The organism is Ulvibacter sp. 2210JD10-4, from assembly GCF_058148525.1.
In genome coordinates this window covers 1,077,366-1,094,934 of sequence record NZ_JBYVJZ010000001.1, presented here as the reverse complement: position 1 = coordinate 1,094,934, position 17,569 = coordinate 1,077,366, and the positions used below count along the sequence as shown (strand labels likewise).

Below are 17,569 nucleotides of genomic sequence, written 5' to 3'. Positions count from 1 at the left end.
CATAAAACTCCCCATGAAAATTATTGTATGCATTCTTACTTCACAGCACTTCTATTATTAATTTCAAGTTCTCTATTTTCCCAATCTAATTATACAATTTCCGATATTCCTAAAGGCTTAATCACTAATACCAATAGTGTGCTGATGGATGAAGTTATTGAAATAGATGTTTCAAAAGAAGAGACCTTAAAGTATTCCCACCATACTGTAAGAGCAGTATTGAATAAAAAAGGGAACAATCATGTAAAAACCTATGTGAATTATGATGAAGACACTAAAGTTACCAATTTGGAGGCATTTGTGTACGATGGTAATGGTAATGAATTGAAACATTTTAAAAAAAGAGATTTTCATGATGTTAGTGCGGCAGGAAGTTCTTTGTATGAAGATGACAGGGCAAAGTATATTAATTATACACCTTCAGAGTATCCTTATATTATTGAGTTTACATATAAAATTGAAAGTAAGACCACTGCATTTATCCCACACTGGCTTCCTATAAGAAATTATTCGAGAAGTACTATGCAGAGTACTTATACTTTAAAATTTGACCCATCCAATAAACCCAGGTTTAAATTATTGAATTTGGATGGTTTTGATATTTCAATTTCTGAAAATCCTACAGAAATTATTTGTAGGGCCAAAAATGTAGAAGCGATAAGATGGGAAGAACATAGTTTGTCTTTTCAAGATATAGCACCTCGAGTTTCTTTTGCTTTAGATAGATTCTATCTGAAAGGAGTTGAGGGATATGGTAGAAACTGGAAAGAATTTGGTGATTGGTATAATAGAAACCTGCTAACCAATGTAAGCGATCTGCCAGAAGGGACTATTGCAACTGTAAGAAATCTGGTAAATAATGAAGAGGATAATCTTTCAAAGGCTAAAAAAATATATGAATATCTCCAGAATAAAGTTAGGTACATAAGTATCCAAATAGGAGTTGGAGGTTGGAAACCCATGTTGGCTAAAGACGTTGATAAGTTGAGTTACGGTGATTGTAAGGCACTCACTAATTACACTAAAGCTTTGTTGGAAGCAGTAAATGTCCCTTCCTATTATACAGTCTTGTATGCTGGAAACGAAGAACTAAACATTTCAAAAGATTTTGTAGCGATGCAAGGAAATCATGTTATTTTAGGCATTCCACATGAAGATGATATTGTATGGCTGGAATGTACTAGTCAAGATAAGCCTTTTGGTTTTGGAGGTAATTTTACAGATGATAGGGATGTATTAATAATTACCCCAGAAGGTGGGGAAATAGTACATACAAAGATATATCCTTATGAAGAGAATTTACAGGAAAACAAAGCAACTATTTTTATAGAATCTTCCGGAACACTTAGAGCCAATTTTGAAGGGACATCAAAAGGTCTTCAATACGATGATAAATATCTTCTGAAGAACAAAGAGAAAGACGGTTTAGAAGAACATTATAAAGAAAGATGGGATTATATTAACGGTTTTAGCATTGATGATATTAAGCTGGAGAATAACAAAGAAGAGATCATTTTCTCTGAAAAATTATCGCTTGTCATTCAAAATTATATGTCTAAAGTTGGTGAAGACCTATTATTCTGCCCTAATGTTTTTAATCAATTACAATACATTCCTCCACGTATAAAAGAACGGAAGCAAAAACTGCATTTAAGAGAGGGGTTTGAAGATTTTGATACTTTAGAAATTACCTTGCCTGAAGGATATAACCTTGAAGTACTTCCGGAAAATAAAAATATTGTAAGTAAGTTTGGAAATTATAGTATTGAGTTTGAGAAGACTTCAGAAAATACCATTCGATATAAACGAAACCTAAGTATTAAAAAGGGAATTTTTCCAGCTTCAGAATATGATAATTACCGAAGCTTTAGAAGAAAAATAGCTAAACTGGATAAAACAAAAATCCTCTTAAAGCGAAAATTATAGTAACCATCTTATTGAATAAATCATGAATACCAAAACCATCACTATACTAATTACATTATTAGTATTTCAATTTTCATTTTCTCAGAACTACAAATTCGGGAAAGTTTCAAAAGAAGAAATAACTCAGGAGAACCATCCTTCAGAGCCTTCTGCAAATGCAGCTATTTTGTACCGAGAACATAAGACTCATTTCGAACATTCTCAAGAAGACGGTTTTTATGTAGTTACTGAAGTATTTGAAAGGATCAAGATCTATAATAAAGAAGGTTTTGAATGGGCAACAAAAATGATAAGTTTATACCAGGGGAATGGAGGTAGAAAAGAACAATTGTCAGGGCTTAAAGGCTATACCTATTACTTGGGAGACGATGGTAAAATTGAAGATGTCAAACTTAAAAGCGACGGGATATTTAATGAAAAGAGCAGTAAATACAGACATATAAAAAAGTTTACGATGCCTGCTTTAAAAGAAGGTGCCATAATTGAATATAAGTATAAAATTACATCACCTTTTAGAAGCAATATAGATGAATACAGATTTCAAGAGGCCATACCGGTTGATAATGCTTATCTAAGATTTTCAGCTCCAGAGTATTTGGCTTATAAGACCCATCAAAAAGGTTGGCTTCCTATTAAGATCAATAAAGATGGCAGAGAACGGACCATGAATTACAAGTATACTCAGTCTGCAGGTACAACAAGAAATGTTGTGGTAGATAAAACCATAAGTACAGATATTACTTTTAGAGAGGATATTTCTGAAGTTACAATGGTTAATGTTCCGGCAATCAAAGAAGAAAGTTATTCTGGGAACATTGAAAATTATATTTCAGCGCTTAAATTTGAACTATCATATACAAAATATCCCGGCTCAGCATATAATACATATACTGCTACCTGGGATGATGTATCAAGAACCGTTTTCGACTCTCCTTCATTTGGTGCCGAATTAAAAAAGACAGGTTATTTTGAAAAGGACATAGACAAATTGTTGGAAGGGATAAGTAATGAAAATGAGAAAATGATACAAATTTTTGATTTCGTAAAATCAAAGATGACATGGAACTCTGTAAATGGAATGTTTGTCGATCAAGGAGCTAGAAGTGCATATAAAGAAGGAGAAGGGAATGTTGCAGATATTAACCTGATGTTAACAGCCATGTTTAGGTATGCCGGCTTGAATGCAAATCCGGTATTGGTAAGTACAAAGTCTCATGGAATTCCTGTATATCCAACAATTAATGGGTTTAATTATGTAATTGCAAGTGTTATAGAAGGAGAAAACACGGTTCATTTATTTGATGCTACCAATAAAAATGGTGAAATGGATATCCTCGAATCAAAACTGTTAAACTGGCAAGGGAGAATTATTAGTAAAGAAGGTAACTCCACCTGGGTGCCTCTTAATCCAAAAAATCCGGCAGTAACCAATACTATGATAAAAGCTTCCATTTCTGAAGATTTTTCGGTGAAAGGCACCTCTCAAAATAGATATACCGGGCATTATTCATTGAGATATAGAAATACATTTGTTAATCTAACCGATGATGACAAACGCAAAAATATTGAACAAGAAATTGGAGAAGTTGAAGTTTCTGAAATTGAATTTGAAAATCTTGATAAACTATACAAACCTATAAAACTTAAGTATAATTTTGAAGCATATGATCTGGTAGAAGATATTAATGGCAAACTATATTTCTCGCCACTATTATTTTTAGCAATCAATGAGAATCCATTTAAAATGGAAGACAGGCAATATCCAATTGACTATGGTTATTCAGTCAAGGACCGAATTCTTGTTTCGATCGATATTCCGGAAGGTTATCAGGTTGAATCCTTACCGGAAAAAATACAATTAGTAACAGAAAAAAATATAGGAAGTTTTCGTTATTCGGTTTCAAATACATCGGATAAAATTCAATTATCTGTTGAATTTGCTATAAATGAGCCTGTAATTTTCCCAACTTTGTATAAAGATATTAAAAAATTCTACCAGCTTTTAATTGATAAAGAAAATGAAAAAGTGGTACTATCAAAAATCTAGAAAATGAATATTCAAAACGCTCAAATCGCAGTAGATAATTGGATTAAAGAACACGGAGTGCGTTACTTCAATGAACTAACCAATATGGCACAACTCACCGAAGAAGTAGGTGAGGTGGCCCGTATTATTGCAAGACGCTATGGAGAACAAAGTGAAAAAGATAGCGACAAAAATAAAAACCTTGGTGAAGAACTGGCAGATGTAGTTTTTGTAATTTTGTGCTTAGCAAATCAGACGGGAGTTGACCTGCAGAAGGCTTTTGATAAAAAACTAGAATTGAAAACCAAAAGAGATCACGATCGCCATCATGGAAACAAAAAACTTAAATAGATGTTCAAACAAATTGTGTCACATAAAGGATTTTGGAAATCTGTCCTGTCATTAGGATTAGCTTTTATTCTACTTTTCATACTTATAAAATGGGCTATAGAAGGATTTGATACGGCGTTTTTTACAGAGCAGGATCCACTTCTTTTCTTATTGGGGATAACTGCTGCCGGTTTTGTTTATGGGTTTTTTGTTACTTACGGAAAGTTTAGAAAAAAGCTTAAAAATAAAGAACCTCTGGAATGAAGGTCTTACTGCAAAATGGTCGAAGCTTTGAAAAAAAGCCAAAAGATGAAATTACCGGCTCCAAAAGTGAATCCAACAGGCTGCTTATATTAAAAGCGATTTATCCAAACCTTATACTTGAAAACCTTTCGGAAAGTAACGATACCAAAGTTCTAAAAAGAGGCCTCAAAGTAGATGACGGAACAATCGATATTGGACATGCCGGTACGGCAATGCGTTTTCTTACTGCTTATTTTGCATCACAAAAAGGGAAAAAGATACTGCTTACAGGGAGTGAACGAATGAAACAAAGGCCAATTGCTGTTTTAGTGGAGGCCCTTCGCAGCCTGGGAGCAGATATAACGTATCTCAATGAAAAAGGTTTTCCGCCACTAAGTATTGCAGGGAAAGAGCTTACCAAAAAAACAGTTACAGTAGAAGCCACCATTAGCAGTCAGTATATTTCTGCATTAATGCTTATAGCACCATCACTTCCTGATGGATTGACAATTTATCTGGAAGGCAAAGCAACTTCAGTTCCTTATATAAAAATGACACTCTCTTTGCTGAAGAAAATAGGTGTTTTGTGCTGGTTTTCTGAAAATAGAATTGAAATAAAACCTCTAAAAAAAATAAAAGACACAACAATTGTTGTAGAATCGGATTGGAGCTCTGCTTCTTATTTTTATAGCTTGATTGCTTTGTCTGAAGGTCTTTCGGTCACTTTAAAAAGCTTCCACAAGGATAGTTTGCAAGGAGATTCAGAATTAGTTTCATTCTTCAAATCTTTTGGAGTTTCCACAGCTTTTGACCCTTTTGAAGCATCTATTACACTTTCAAAAAATAATATGGAGTTGCCAAAGCATATAGAATTGTATTTGGTAAATACACCGGATATTGCACAAACCATAGCCGTAACTTGTTTTGGCTTAAACATAAGCTGTAAATTAACAGGGCTTCACACCTTAAAGATCAAAGAAACCGATCGCCTTTTAGCATTAAAAACCGAATTGGAAAAACTGGGAGCCAAAGTTAACATTAAAGAGGATAGCTTAGAACTACTTCCTTTAAAAAAAATAAAAGAAAATATAACTATTAATACGTATAATGATCACCGTATGGCTATGGCTTTTGCTCCTTTGGCATTAAAAATTCCGATACAGATTAATGACCCGGAGGTAGTTTCAAAATCTTTTCCTGCTTTTTGGTCCTCCCTTCAAAAAATGGGTGTAACAGTCAATTATCAATAATAAATCAGCTTTTACTTGACAACCCCTATGTTGAGGTTGTATATTTGCCACTTTTTAAATACAAAACCACTTTCTGCTATGGGAATGAAATTATCCAATTTTAACTTTAACCTTCCACAAGAATTATTAGCTGAATATCCTGCAGCAAATAGGGATGAAGCACGTTTAATGGTGTTAAACCGTAAAGATAAGACCATTGAACACAAGATGTTTAAAGATCTTATTGATTACTTTCAGGAAGATGATGTATTGGTACTTAACAACACCAAGGTTTTTCCTGCCAGATTGTTTGGTAATAAAGAAAAAACAGGTGCCCGTATTGAAGTGTTTTTATTGCGTGAACTAAATTCTGAAACTCGCCTATGGGACGTTTTGGTAGATCCTGCACGTAAAATTAGAATTGGAAATAAGTTATATTTCGGTGATGATGAATCTTTAGTTGCTGAAGTTATTGACAATACTACTTCTCGTGGGAGAACACTTCGGTTCTTATTTGATGGTTCGTATGAAGAGTTCCGAAATAAATTGACAGAATTAGGAGAGACCCCACTTCCAAAGTATATTAAAAGAGATGTTGAACCCGAAGATGCAGAACGTTATCAAACAATTTTTGCTAAAACAGAAGGAGCTGTTGCTGCACCAACCGCCGGGTTACACTTTTCAAAACACCTTTTAAAGCGGCTTGAAATTAAAGGAGTAGATTTTGCTGAAGTTACATTGCATGTAGGCTTAGGTACATTTAGCCCTGTTGAGGTAGAAGATCTTTCTAAACATAAAATGGATTCAGAAGAGATCATTATTAGCAAAGAAGCTGTTAAAATTATAAACAACGGGATTGAGCAGAAAAGACGTATTTGTGCTGTGGGAACTACAGTAATGCGCGCTTTGGAAAGTTCGGTATCTTCAGACAGAACCTTGAACGATTATACAGGATGGACCAATAAGTTTATCTTTCCTCCTTATGATTTCAGTATTGCCAATACGATGGTAACTAATTTCCATACACCAAAATCGACCCTGTTAATGATGGTTTCAGCCTTTGCAGGTCATGAATTCATTAAAGAAGCATATGCAGAAGCTATTAAAGAAAAATACCGCTTTTATACTTATGGCGATGCAATGTTAATAATATAGCTTTTTACATTAAAATCTAGTTGCCAAAAGTCCTGATAAAATATCAGGACTTTTGGTTTTCTAATGATTTGGTTTTCAAATATCAAAATAAAGAAGTACCTTAGTATACTTATAGTCTAACCAGTTAGGTGATTAAATGAAAAGAACACTACTTTTCTTTTTTTTATTCGCATTTTTATTTGCGTCTTATTCTCAGGAGTTCGATAATGATATTCCTGTGAGCTGGGCACTTAATATAAATAACAGAATGGCACCAACTGTTGAGCTACCGCCTTTGGATTTGGAAGCTATTCATGCAGAAGATAGTATCAATGACCTTGATAAAAGCCTTCCCTGGCGTTACGGAATTAGCAGACCTCTTAGATTGGATGTGAATGAAGATGGGATTTGGACTACTTTACCTCATAATGCAGGTAGGTTATGGCAGGTTGCTATTAAATCTACTGATGCCATTAACATAAGTGTAAATTTTAACGATTTTTATCTGCCGGATGGAGCACGATTCTTTTTGTATAATGATGAACGTACTGAAACTTCTAAGCCATACACCAAAAGTAATAACAGGGCCAGCAATCAATTAGGGTCTTGGTTTATAAACGGAGAGATTATTTGGCTGGAGTATTATGAACCTTCATCGGTTTCAGAGGATGTAGAATTGGAAATAGGAAGTATTATCCATGGATATCGTATGGGTAAAGTAGACACATTGGTAGATTCTATAAGAGGATTGAATGACTCAGGAGATTGTAATTATGATGTTAATTGCTCCATTGGTGAAGATTTCGATGATAAAAAAGATATTGTAAAAAAAGCTGTGAACATACTCAATCTTGGAAACGGATTTTTATGCTCTGCTTCTTTGATAAATAATACAGCTGGAGATAAAACACCTTACCTCTTAACGGCAAATCACTGTTTGGAGAATAGTGATCCTGCATTTTGGTCAATTCGTTTTAATTGGATTAGTCCTAATCCTGTATGTGCCATAGAAGAAGAAAGTGCGGACCTGCAAACCAATTTCACAATGAGCGGTGCAGAAGTACGTGCCAATAATGCACAAAGTGATTTTGCATTGGTAGAGTTATTTAACAGAATACCGGATTCATGGGATATCGCCTTTGCTGGTTGGGATAATTCTGATGCATTACCGGAATTTGAAGTAGGTATCCATCACCCTAATGGAGATATAATGAAGATATGCCGTGATGATAGTGGAGCTGTTAAAGAGATTGCGTCCGGTACAGATGTTTGGCTCATTGGAGGTACTTCTGTCGGAACTGGTAATGGCTGGGAAATTGGTACTACCGAAAGCGGTTCCTCTGGATCTCCGCTATTTAATCAGGATGGAAGAATAATAGGCCAACTATATGCGGGGCAATCCTTTTGCGATGGAACAAGTAATAATGGCGATTATGATATCTATGGAAGGTTTGGTATTTCCTGGGACGCCGGTATTACCCCGGAAACCCGGTTAAAAGACTGGTTAGATCCTTTGAATACGGGGCAGTCCACAGTAGAAACATTGCAAAACATCTTAAATGTTCCGGATATTCAAATAAACGGTACTTTAGAGATATATCCAAATCCCGCTAGTACCTACATTACTGTTATGAATAGCCGCTACCCAAGCTTGTCCTATAGCCTATACAATGTTATTGGCCAGCAATTAATTTCAGGTTCTGTATCAAATACGATGAATACCATACTTATAGATCGTTTTTCTGAAGGAATTTATTTTCTGCGACTTGTTGATGGAGAGAGCAGTTCTGAAATTACCAAAAAGATTATCATTAGACGGTAATCACACTTCTTCTTATCATTTTCCGGAAAGACTTTAAAAAACTGTAAAGAGGTAATGCCGACTGCTAAGTAAACAGTATTTTTGCAACCAAATGGTTTCAGAAAAAAAGGACATACGCGCATTATCCAAAGAAGAACTACGGAGTTTTTTTGAGAGTATTGGCGAGAAGGCTTTTCGTGGCAATCAAGTATACGAATGGCTTTGGAGTAAAGGGATCCACAGTTTTGAGGATATGACCAATATTTCCAAAGAAACACGAGCTCATTTAGAAGCTAATTTTGTTATCAACCATATTGAGGTTGATAGCCTTCAGAAAAGTAACGACGGTACGGTAAAAAATGCCGTGAAATTACACGATGGCCTTATTGTGGAATCTGTTTTAATTCCTACTGAAAAAAGAACGACAGCTTGTGTTTCTTCTCAGGTGGGATGTAGCCTGGATTGTAAATTTTGTGCTACTGCCCGCTTAAAAAGAATGAGAAACCTCAATCCTGATGAAATTTATGATCAAGTGGTTGCCATTGATAAAGAAAGTAGGTTATATCATGACAGGCCCTTATCTAATATTGTTTTTATGGGAATGGGAGAGCCTTTGATGAATTATAAGAATGTACTGGAAGCAATAGATAAAATAACTTCTAATGAAGGCCTGGGTATGTCTCCCAAGCGAATTACACTTTCTACCTCAGGAGTTCCAAAAATGATCAAGAAGCTGGCAGATGATGAAGTGAAGTTCAATCTGGCAGTTTCCCTGCATTCCGGAATACAGGAAACACGAGAACAAATTATGCCCTTTGCAAAAAGTTTTAATTTGGAAGACCTACAGGAATCCCTTGAATATTGGTATGCCAAAACCAATCGAAGAATTACGTATGAGTATGTGGTTTGGGAAGGTATCAATGACAGTAAGGAAGATATTGATGCCTTAGTGCGTTTTTGTAAATATGCACCTTCAAAAGTAAATATCATTGAGTACAATCCTATTGACGATGGCGAATTTCAACAAGCTTCAGATACTGCAATCAATCAATATATAGAAGCGTTAGAAAAGAACAGGATTCCGGTTACGGTAAGACGAAGCCGGGGGAAAGATATTGATGCTGCCTGCGGGCAATTGGCAAATAAGCATTAACAAAAAAGAGCGACTATAAGCCGCTCTTTTTTTACTTCAAAAAATATTTTTTTATTTTTTTACGATTTTGAAAGTTTTGTTAACTCCATTGATTGCAACAGAAGCTATATAAACACCGGTATTAAGCGATGAAAGACTAATAGTTTCGTTGATATCAGATAATTTTTGAGAGATAACTTCCTGACCAAGAACGTTGTATAATTTTAGGCTTTCCAAAGGAAGGTTAGCGCTTAAACGCAATTGGCTATCAGCATCAACAAAATATTTGAAACCTTCAAATACATTATCACCAACACTTAATGTAGCAGCTTCTACTTTAAGGTCATCAATACCTATAACCCACTGATCTGTAGTGTCATGGTGTCTGAAAGCAATATACACATCTTGTCCGGCAAAAGCATCAAGGTTTACAGTATTTACTTCTCCACCTTGAAAAGATAGAGTTGTGGTATATACTGGAGTAGCTGCTAAAATATCAGCTTGGTCACTTGAAGTTGTTACAGTTACAGAATAAGTTTCGCTAAAGAAGTTAGGGTCTGTACCAGAACCAACAAAATAAGTTAAATCTACTCCGGAAGCACCAGCAGGGATACTAACCATTGGCGTTACAAGAATATTATTAGGAGATAAAGCTCCATTACCTCCATTACCTCCAGCACCAGTAGTGATAAATGAAGCAGAAATAATAAAGTTATTGCCTACATAAATATCTCCAAAAGGCTGTGTATAGTTTACAGGATTTGTTAATCCCCAGTTGAACCCGTCTCCATCTACATCATACGATAGAAATGTAGCAGGAATATCGGTATCTTCACCAACATTATCCCCGACAGCTTGGGTTTCGAAGTTCTCTTCCCAAAGAACAGTTTGTGCATTCATAACAAAAGCAGCAAAAAGAACTGCTAATAAAGTAATTTTTTTCATGATCTATTTTTTAATTAAAATTAGTAAGCTCCAAAGATAGTAAAAGAGGAGGAAAAATATTAAATAATTAAGTGATTTTTAAGTAATCTGCCTTATAAATAGCAATTACTTTCTCAAAATATTGTGTCTGGGCATTTGTCTTTTGTGGCAAAACGATACGTTGCCATCCCCACAATCAGCATAGCAATAATTATAAATACATTTTTCATAATATAAATATTAGGTTAAACAATTCAGGTTTGTTGCAACCAATCGTATGAAATGCTATTAAATAGGGAAGAAGTACAACAGTATTTAAAATAAAAAAACTGTTCGAAAAACACTATTTTCTATTAAGTCACTGATAGTTATAGACTTATGCTAATGGTTTAACTGTTTGTGTGCTTTAAGGATGATCGTAATGCTGGTAACAGTGTGTGGTAGTCACTCCCTGGAAAAATATAGATGCTACTTAAAAGCAGCTGACTAATATGCAACTAAAAAAGCGACTCGAAAGCCGCTTTTTGATTATTGATGTTTCTCTGTAAATAATTATTTTTTAACGATTTTGAATGACTTTGTTTGTCCTTCAATAGTAACAGCAGCAATATACACACCAGCGTTCAAACGAGAAATGTCTACTGTTTCGTTTATACTAGAAAGTTTTTGAGAAATAACTTGCTGACCTAGTATATTGTAAAGATCTACATTTTGTAGTGGACTGTTTGCTTTTAGGTTCAAACCTTCAGCATTTACAAAATGACTAAATCCATTGAAAGTTTCATCTTCAAGACCTAAGATAGCGGTTTGACCTGCTTCAAGACCTTCTCCAGGAGTAAGATTAAGTGCATAGTCTTTAACAGTAAAACTTGTTGCATCAGCAGGAATATCAAGTCTTACCCATCCGTAATGTACATCAGTTCCAACATTAATTCTTAAACCAAGATATTTATCTACTTGTCCGTCACACCATTGACTATTAGTGTATGCGCATCCTTGCCAATTTAGTGTTTGAAAAACAGGTGCGGTGATCCAAGTAGCTTGGGCATCATCTATGGGTGCTCCAGAACTTAAAGCATAAGGGTAATTATAATTTCCACCTGCATTAAACCCTAATATTGAATTCGAGTTGTCTGTATATACTCGAACAGTTGTGCCAGGTGGAGGTGTACCTTGACTTCCAGTATTACTAATCGTGAAATCATCAATGCTATCTCCATTAAGATCTAACATATAAAGTGCGTTCGTAATTGTTTCGTCTGGATCTACATCGGTATATAGAATCTGCCCAGTAGCATCAGAAACACCGGCAATTGCAACAGCAAGCGCGCCATATTGCGTTAGCCTGGTATTTAATTTCTTTGAAGTAATTTTCTTTTTCATGAATAAAATAATTAAAATGTTAAATTGTTAGCTTTTAATTGCAAGATTATAAGCTTATGTTTGTTAAAACTAATGATTTATAAAATATCATGCAAGAATAATGAAGAAAAATAAAAAAGAAAAAAAGATTGTTTCTTTTAAAATAACTCAAGAAGGTTCCCTAGGATTGCTAGCTTTTGGAGATATTGGATTAAGAGAATGGAGAAAAGTAAGAAATGAATACACAAAAACGATTGTAAATGAAGAAGAATAAGATTCTGTTAATAGGTTGGGATGCGGCAGACTGGAAAATAATAGGACCATTATTAGCGAAGGGTGAGATGCCTGCATTAAAAAGGGTAATTGATAAAGGAGTTTATGGTAATATGGCAACAATGAACCCTCCTTACTCCCCGATGTTGTGGACGTCAGTTGCAACCGGAAAAACTCCGGATAAGCATGGTGTATTAGGGTTTATTGAACTTGCACCAGATTTAAAGGGCGTTAGGCCGGTCACTACAAATTCAAGAAAAACAAGAGCAATATGGAATATATTACATAATCAGGGATATAAGAGTAATCTTGTAGGGTGGTGGCCTAGCTTTCCAGCAGAGCCAATAAATGGAGTTGTTATTTCAGAAAAATTTCAAAAAATCCATAAAGACCCTAAAAAGGCGAACCCTGTTCAGGTAGGAACAGTTCATCCTAAGAATTTTCTTGGAAAAGTATTAGATTTAAGAATGCGACCATATGAGGTGACGGGTCAACATGTTTTACCATTTATTCCACGGGCAAAAGAAGTAAATCAGGACAAAGATCAAGCACTTTCAACTTTTGCTAAATTATTTGCTGAAAATGTTTCTGTTCACGCTGCCTCAACATACACTATGAGGAACACCGAATGGGATTTTATGGCAATATATTATGATCTTATCGATCATTTCTGCCATGCCTTTATGAAATATCATCCTCCAAAAATGAAAGGTATACCGCAATGGCATTATGAAGTATATAAGGACGTAGTAAAAGGAGCTTATAAATTTCAGGATATGATGCTAGAAAGAGCTTTGGACTTGGTGGATGATGATACAACCGTAATTATAATGTCGGATCACGGGTATGAATCTGATGTAAATAGAATTATTAAAATGCCAAAGTATCCGGCGGCACCTGCATTAGAACATAGACAGTTTGGTATGTTCGCTGCCTATGGTCCTAATATTAAAAAAAACCAAAAGGTTTTTGGACTTGGACTTATTGATATTGCTCCCACAATTTTGCATTCATTTGGCCTGCCTGTAGGAAAAGATATGGATGGTAAAGTTGCACTGGATATTTTTGTAAAATCTCAGGAAGTAGAATATATAGAAAGCTGGGATAAAGTTGAAGGCGATTTTGGGGAATTAAATAAAGATCAAAAAGCGGATCAGTTTACAGATAATGAAACCATGGAGCAGCTCATTGAATTAGGTTATATCGAAAGGCCAGAGGAAAAGGTTGAAGATGCTATTAAAAAAACAAGCTGTGATTTAAAACATAATTTGGCAAGAGTTTATTTAGGTAAAAAAGATTACGATAAAGCAAAAGAAATTTTATTAGAACTCATTGAAGAAAGAGAGCCTATTGACCCTATTCCATTTTATATGGACTTATTAACAATCGAGCTAAAATTTTCAAATTTTGAAAAAGCACAGGAATATTTAGGTAAACTTGTTAGCCTTGATGATGAGTTTAAATCAACTGCTTACTTTGCAGAGTCTCAAATAGCATTAGGGAAAGGTGATTATAATAAAGCATTAGGAATTTTAAATGCTGCTTTGAAGCGAAAACACAGTCCTGAGATTTGTTTTCAGATTGGTAAAGTTCATAGAAGAATAAGTCAATTTAAAGAGGCTAGAAATGCATTTGAAAAAGCAATTGAAATAGAGACCGATAAGGCAAAGTACCATAGTGCTTTGGCAGAAGTTTTATTGAGACTTGGTGAGTATGAGGAAGCTGCAGAAACTGCTCTAACAGCGATTGAACTTGTGAAGTATTATCCCACAGCACACTATACCTTGGGAGAAGCACTAGAAAAATTGGGGGATTTAGAGAATGCTAAGAAAGCCTACGAGACGGCAAAAATGCTTAAGCCAAAAACATATCATAGAGCGGAAAAAGCAATCGAGAATATTGAAGAAAAAATTTCAAGTTCTTTAGAGTTAAACGATAAATCAACAAATAAGTATAAAGAAAATCAAATTGTATTAGTATCAGGATTGCCAAGGTCAGGAACTTCTGTAATGATGCAAATGCTGGATAAAGGAGGGCTTAAATCTTTAATTGATGGAAAAAGAAAGGCAGATGAGTCTAATCCAAAAGGGTATTATGAGTATGAACCTGTTATGTCTTTACATAAAGATAATTCTTGGATGGAAAGAGCTCAAAATAAATCAATAAAAATTGTAGCTCCCCTATTAAAGCACATTGATCCTCAGTTTCGCTATAAAATTATTTTTATGAAAAGAGATATTGATGAAGTAATAAAGTCACAACAAAAAATGATTGGCAAAAGCACTGATGTACTGCCCATTTCTTTATTAAATGCATATAAAGATCAATTAAACAACATAGAAATATGGAAAGAGAAGGAACCAGGAGTTGAATTAATTTATATTGATTATAAGGATGTCCTAAATAATACAAGCGAAGTTTCTAAAAAAGTGGCGGCTTTTATTGGCAAAGAATTAAATATTAAGGATATGGAAAGTTGTGTAGACAAATCTCTTTACAGAAACCGAATTGAATCAATATCCAAAAAATCGCCTATTAAATAAGTTTTATACATCTTAAATATAATGTTAGAAAAATTTAATATTAGATTAATTTCAAATTAAAATATAGGAAATTTCTTCAATACATTAAGATTTTTTTTAATGAAAAACATTTGTGGATCGATAGATTAAAATAATGTATTTTTGAGAACAACACATGAAGATAGTATCTCAAATAAAATTGCCTATTGAGTACGAAATGGAACTTTTTGAAAAAAAATTTTCCGTGGCGATGTCTTCAAAAGTATCTCTTCTCAATAGAATTACTCATTATGTCGTAAACCGAAAAGGAAAACAAATGCGGCCTATGTTTGTTTTTCTTATTGCTAAAATGACCAATAATGGAGAGCTTAATGAACGTACATATCGTGGGGCATCAGTGATTGAGTTGATACATACCGCTACATTGGTACACGATGATGTTGTGGATGATAGTAACAGGCGCCGTGGCTTTTTTAGTATAAACGCCTTGTGGAAAAATAAGATTGCAGTACTTGTAGGAGATTATTTGCTGTCAAAAGGACTCTTACTCTCTATTGATAATAATGATTTTGACCTGCTCAAGATTATTTCGGTTGCGGTACGTGAAATGAGTGAAGGAGAATTATTACAGATTGAAAAAGCGCGAAAACTCGATATAACCGAAGAAGTCTATTTTGAGATCATCCGTCAAAAAACGGCGACACTTATCGCCGCCTGTTGTGCCATGGGAGCGCAATCTGTTAACGCACCTAAGGCCGAAGTTGAGACCATGCGCAGATTTGGAGAATTGATTGGAACCGCTTTCCAGATTAAGGACGATCTTTTCGATTATGGTGAAGAACAAATTGGCAAACCTACCGGAATAGATATCAAAGAACAGAAAATGACACTGCCTTTAATCTATGCATTAACACACGCATCCGAAAAGGACAACCGTTGGCTAATCAATTCGGTCAAGAATCACAATAAAGACAAAAGACGCGTCAAAGAAGTCATTAAATTTGTAAAAGAAATTGGAGGTTTAGAATATGCAATTTCTAAAATGAAAGAATATCAGACGCAAGCCTTAGAATTACTTCAGCAGTATCCTCCATCTCCTTATAAAGAATCCTTAGAGTTAATGGTAAATTACGTGATCGATAGAAAAAAGTAATAGGTCCTGAATATCTGCCGGATGGATTCATTGCCGGATTTTTATTATTGAACATTAATTCACAGGCAACCTTTTTAAAAGATCTTGCGTCTTTGTAAATAGAAGCTTTTGAAAAGCGTAACGTATTTTGAAAATTATATCATTACATAAAAATTACTCAAAACTAATTGCAAAGGCAAGCAAAGGCAACCGAAGGGCACAGCACGATCTTTTTGAACTGTTCTCGCCTAAAATGCAAAGTATTTGTCGTCAATACATAAAAAACAATGATATCGCTGAAGAGGTAATGCTCACAGGGTTTTTAAAAGTCTTTACTCATTTACAATCTTATAAAGCTCAAGGAAGTTTTGAAGGATGGATGCGTAGGATCATGATCAACGAATCAATCTCACAATTACGAAGAGACAAAAAACTTGACTTTAAAGACGAAAAAGAGATTGAAAATTCTATAGAACATGTTGCCTATATAGAAACAGAATTGGAAGTAGAAGAGATCCAAAAAATGATCGATTCTCTTTCTGATGGCTACAAAACGGTTTTTATTTTATATGCCGTAGAGGGCTATAAACACAGTGAGATTGCAGAGCTATTACAAATTAGTGAGAGTACTTCAAAGTCCCAATTGTTCAAAGCACGTAAAATACTGCAATCAAAAGTGAAACAAAATAATATTAGTTATGGCACCCATTAAGTTAGAAGAAAATATTAGGGAGAAGCTGCAGGAAAGAGAGCTGCAACCTTCAAAAGAAGCCTGGGGTAAACTGGAAGCCCGGCTTACTGAAAAAGATGAAAAAACAAGCAACAAAACATTTTGGTTTTCAATTGCGGCTAGCATTGCAGCAATTTTAATTATAGGGTCGTTGCTTTTTAAACCTTCAGAAAATGTACCAAATGAAGTTGTTGTTGAAAAAAACACTCAGGAAAAGAATACGATCGAAAAGAAACCTGAATTTGTTCTACAGGAAATAAATGAAGATGAGATTACTGTTAAAGAAATCATTTCAGAAAAACCAATTAAAACCGAAGCAATAGAACCTAAGAAAGAAACAATTTCACGAATTAATATACAGAAAAGCACGAATGCTGATGCTATTTCGGCTGTGGAAATACAAAAAGTAGAAGAACAAACTACAGTAACTAAAGTAGAAATTGACGATGAGTCTTCATTTCTTAATACAAAAGTAGAAGAAGTGGTCGCTCAGGTAAAAGAACTGGAAAAAACAAAAACGACCATAACTGCAGAAGAAGTAGACGCCCTACTGGAAAAAGCACAGCTCGAAATTCAAACACAAAGAATCTTAAATGAAAGCTCTCAAAAAGTTGATGCTGCTGCATTGCTCATGGATGTAGAACAGGCATTGGAGCGAAGTTTTAGAGATAAAGTCTTTGACGCTTTAGGAGACGGTTATAAAGTAATACATACAGCAATCACGGAAAGAAATAATTAATTCCTGTAAAAACGGGAAGCTCATCCATATAAAGTTTAATCATTCATCAATTAGTTCCTGTTAAAG

15 protein-coding genes are annotated in these 17,569 nt (G+C 34.6%); 13 read left to right on the top strand and 2 right to left on the bottom strand.

Annotation, left to right across the window (positions count from 1 at the left end):
- Nucleotides 1–27: 27 nt before the first annotated feature.
- The 8 genes from ACY2RT_RS05465 (at nt 28) to rlmN (ending at nt 9,842) form a co-directional block, all read left to right on the top strand.
- The gene (locus tag ACY2RT_RS05465; protein ID WP_490154869.1) at nt 28–1,926 is read left to right on the top strand and encodes a DUF3858 domain-containing protein; all 1,899 of its coding nucleotides are present in this window, start codon (nt 28–30) and stop codon (nt 1,924–1,926) included.
- Between the two features lie 22 nt (nt 1,927–1,948).
- Nucleotides 1,949–3,973: a DUF3858 domain-containing protein gene (locus ACY2RT_RS05460; RefSeq protein ID WP_490154868.1), complete on the top strand. Its 2,025-nt coding sequence runs from the start codon at nt 1,949–1,951 to the stop codon at nt 3,971–3,973.
- 3 nt (nt 3,974–3,976) lie between these two features.
- Nucleotides 3,977–4,303 (top strand): nucleotide pyrophosphohydrolase, encoded by a 327-nt coding sequence (locus ACY2RT_RS05455; RefSeq protein WP_490154867.1) that lies wholly within the window; start codon nt 3,977–3,979, stop codon nt 4,301–4,303.
- A complete protein-coding gene (locus tag ACY2RT_RS05450) occupies nt 4,304–4,546 on the top strand; it encodes a hypothetical protein (protein ID WP_490154866.1) in 243 nt (80 codons plus the stop codon). It abuts the gene before it with no gap.
- Nucleotides 4,543–5,775: a 3-phosphoshikimate 1-carboxyvinyltransferase gene (gene aroA, locus ACY2RT_RS05445; RefSeq protein WP_490154865.1), complete on the top strand. Its 1,233-nt coding sequence runs from the start codon at nt 4,543–4,545 to the stop codon at nt 5,773–5,775. Before ACY2RT_RS05450 ends, aroA begins: the two co-directional genes overlap by 4 nt.
- 84 nt (nt 5,776–5,859) lie before the next feature.
- On the top strand, nt 5,860–6,909 hold the full coding sequence (queA, locus tag ACY2RT_RS05440; protein ID WP_490154933.1) for a tRNA preQ1(34) S-adenosylmethionine ribosyltransferase-isomerase QueA: 1,050 nt from the start codon (nt 5,860–5,862) through the stop codon (nt 6,907–6,909).
- 136 nt (nt 6,910–7,045) lie between these two features.
- Nucleotides 7,046–8,710 carry a T9SS type A sorting domain-containing protein gene (locus ACY2RT_RS05435; RefSeq protein ID WP_490154864.1) on the top strand — a complete coding sequence of 555 codons (1,665 nt, stop codon included), beginning with the start codon at nt 7,046–7,048 and terminating at the stop codon, nt 8,708–8,710.
- A gap of 91 nt (nt 8,711–8,801) precedes the next feature.
- Complete coding sequence (rlmN, locus tag ACY2RT_RS05430; protein WP_490154863.1) at nt 8,802–9,842, top strand: dual-specificity RNA methyltransferase RlmN; 1,041 nt, start codon at nt 8,802–8,804, stop codon at nt 9,840–9,842.
- Between the two features lie 51 nt (nt 9,843–9,893).
- Here rlmN and ACY2RT_RS05425 read toward each other — a convergent pair whose 3' ends face one another.
- Together ACY2RT_RS05425 and ACY2RT_RS05420 are read right to left on the bottom strand one after the other, a co-directional pair.
- Nucleotides 9,894–10,766 (bottom strand): choice-of-anchor J domain-containing protein, encoded by an 873-nt coding sequence (locus ACY2RT_RS05425; protein ID WP_490154862.1) that lies wholly within the window; start codon nt 10,764–10,766, stop codon nt 9,894–9,896.
- Nucleotides 10,767–11,297: 531 nt separating this feature from the next.
- Nucleotides 11,298–12,128, bottom strand: coding sequence for a T9SS type A sorting domain-containing protein (locus ACY2RT_RS05420; protein ID WP_490154861.1), 831 nt, complete (start codon nt 12,126–12,128; stop codon nt 11,298–11,300).
- Nucleotides 12,129–12,228: 100 nt separating this feature from the next.
- Here ACY2RT_RS05420 and ACY2RT_RS05415 point away from each other — a divergent pair, with 100 nt between their 5' ends.
- The 5 genes from ACY2RT_RS05415 to ACY2RT_RS05395 all read left to right on the top strand — a co-directional run bounded on the left by ACY2RT_RS05415 (nt 12,229) and on the right by ACY2RT_RS05395 (nt 17,503).
- Nucleotides 12,229–12,381 carry a hypothetical protein gene (locus ACY2RT_RS05415; RefSeq protein ID WP_490154860.1) on the top strand — a complete coding sequence of 51 codons (153 nt, stop codon included), beginning with the start codon at nt 12,229–12,231 and terminating at the stop codon, nt 12,379–12,381.
- Entirely contained in the window at nt 12,368–14,923 is a 2,556-nt protein-coding gene (locus tag ACY2RT_RS05410; RefSeq protein ID WP_490154859.1) for an alkaline phosphatase family protein, read from the top strand. The genes ACY2RT_RS05415 and ACY2RT_RS05410 overlap by 14 nt, the downstream gene beginning before the upstream one ends.
- A gap of 154 nt (nt 14,924–15,077) precedes the next feature.
- The gene (locus tag ACY2RT_RS05405) at nt 15,078–16,055 is read left to right on the top strand and encodes a polyprenyl synthetase family protein (RefSeq protein WP_490154858.1); all 978 of its coding nucleotides are present in this window, start codon (nt 15,078–15,080) and stop codon (nt 16,053–16,055) included.
- Nucleotides 16,056–16,182: 127 nt separating this feature from the next.
- Nucleotides 16,183–16,746 carry an RNA polymerase sigma factor gene (locus tag ACY2RT_RS05400; RefSeq protein ID WP_490154857.1) on the top strand — a complete coding sequence of 188 codons (564 nt, stop codon included), beginning with the start codon at nt 16,183–16,185 and terminating at the stop codon, nt 16,744–16,746.
- A complete protein-coding gene (locus ACY2RT_RS05395) occupies nt 16,733–17,503 on the top strand; it encodes a hypothetical protein (RefSeq protein WP_490154856.1) in 771 nt (256 codons plus the stop codon). The genes ACY2RT_RS05400 and ACY2RT_RS05395 overlap by 14 nt, the downstream gene beginning before the upstream one ends.
- Nucleotides 17,504–17,569: the final 66 nt, after the last annotated feature.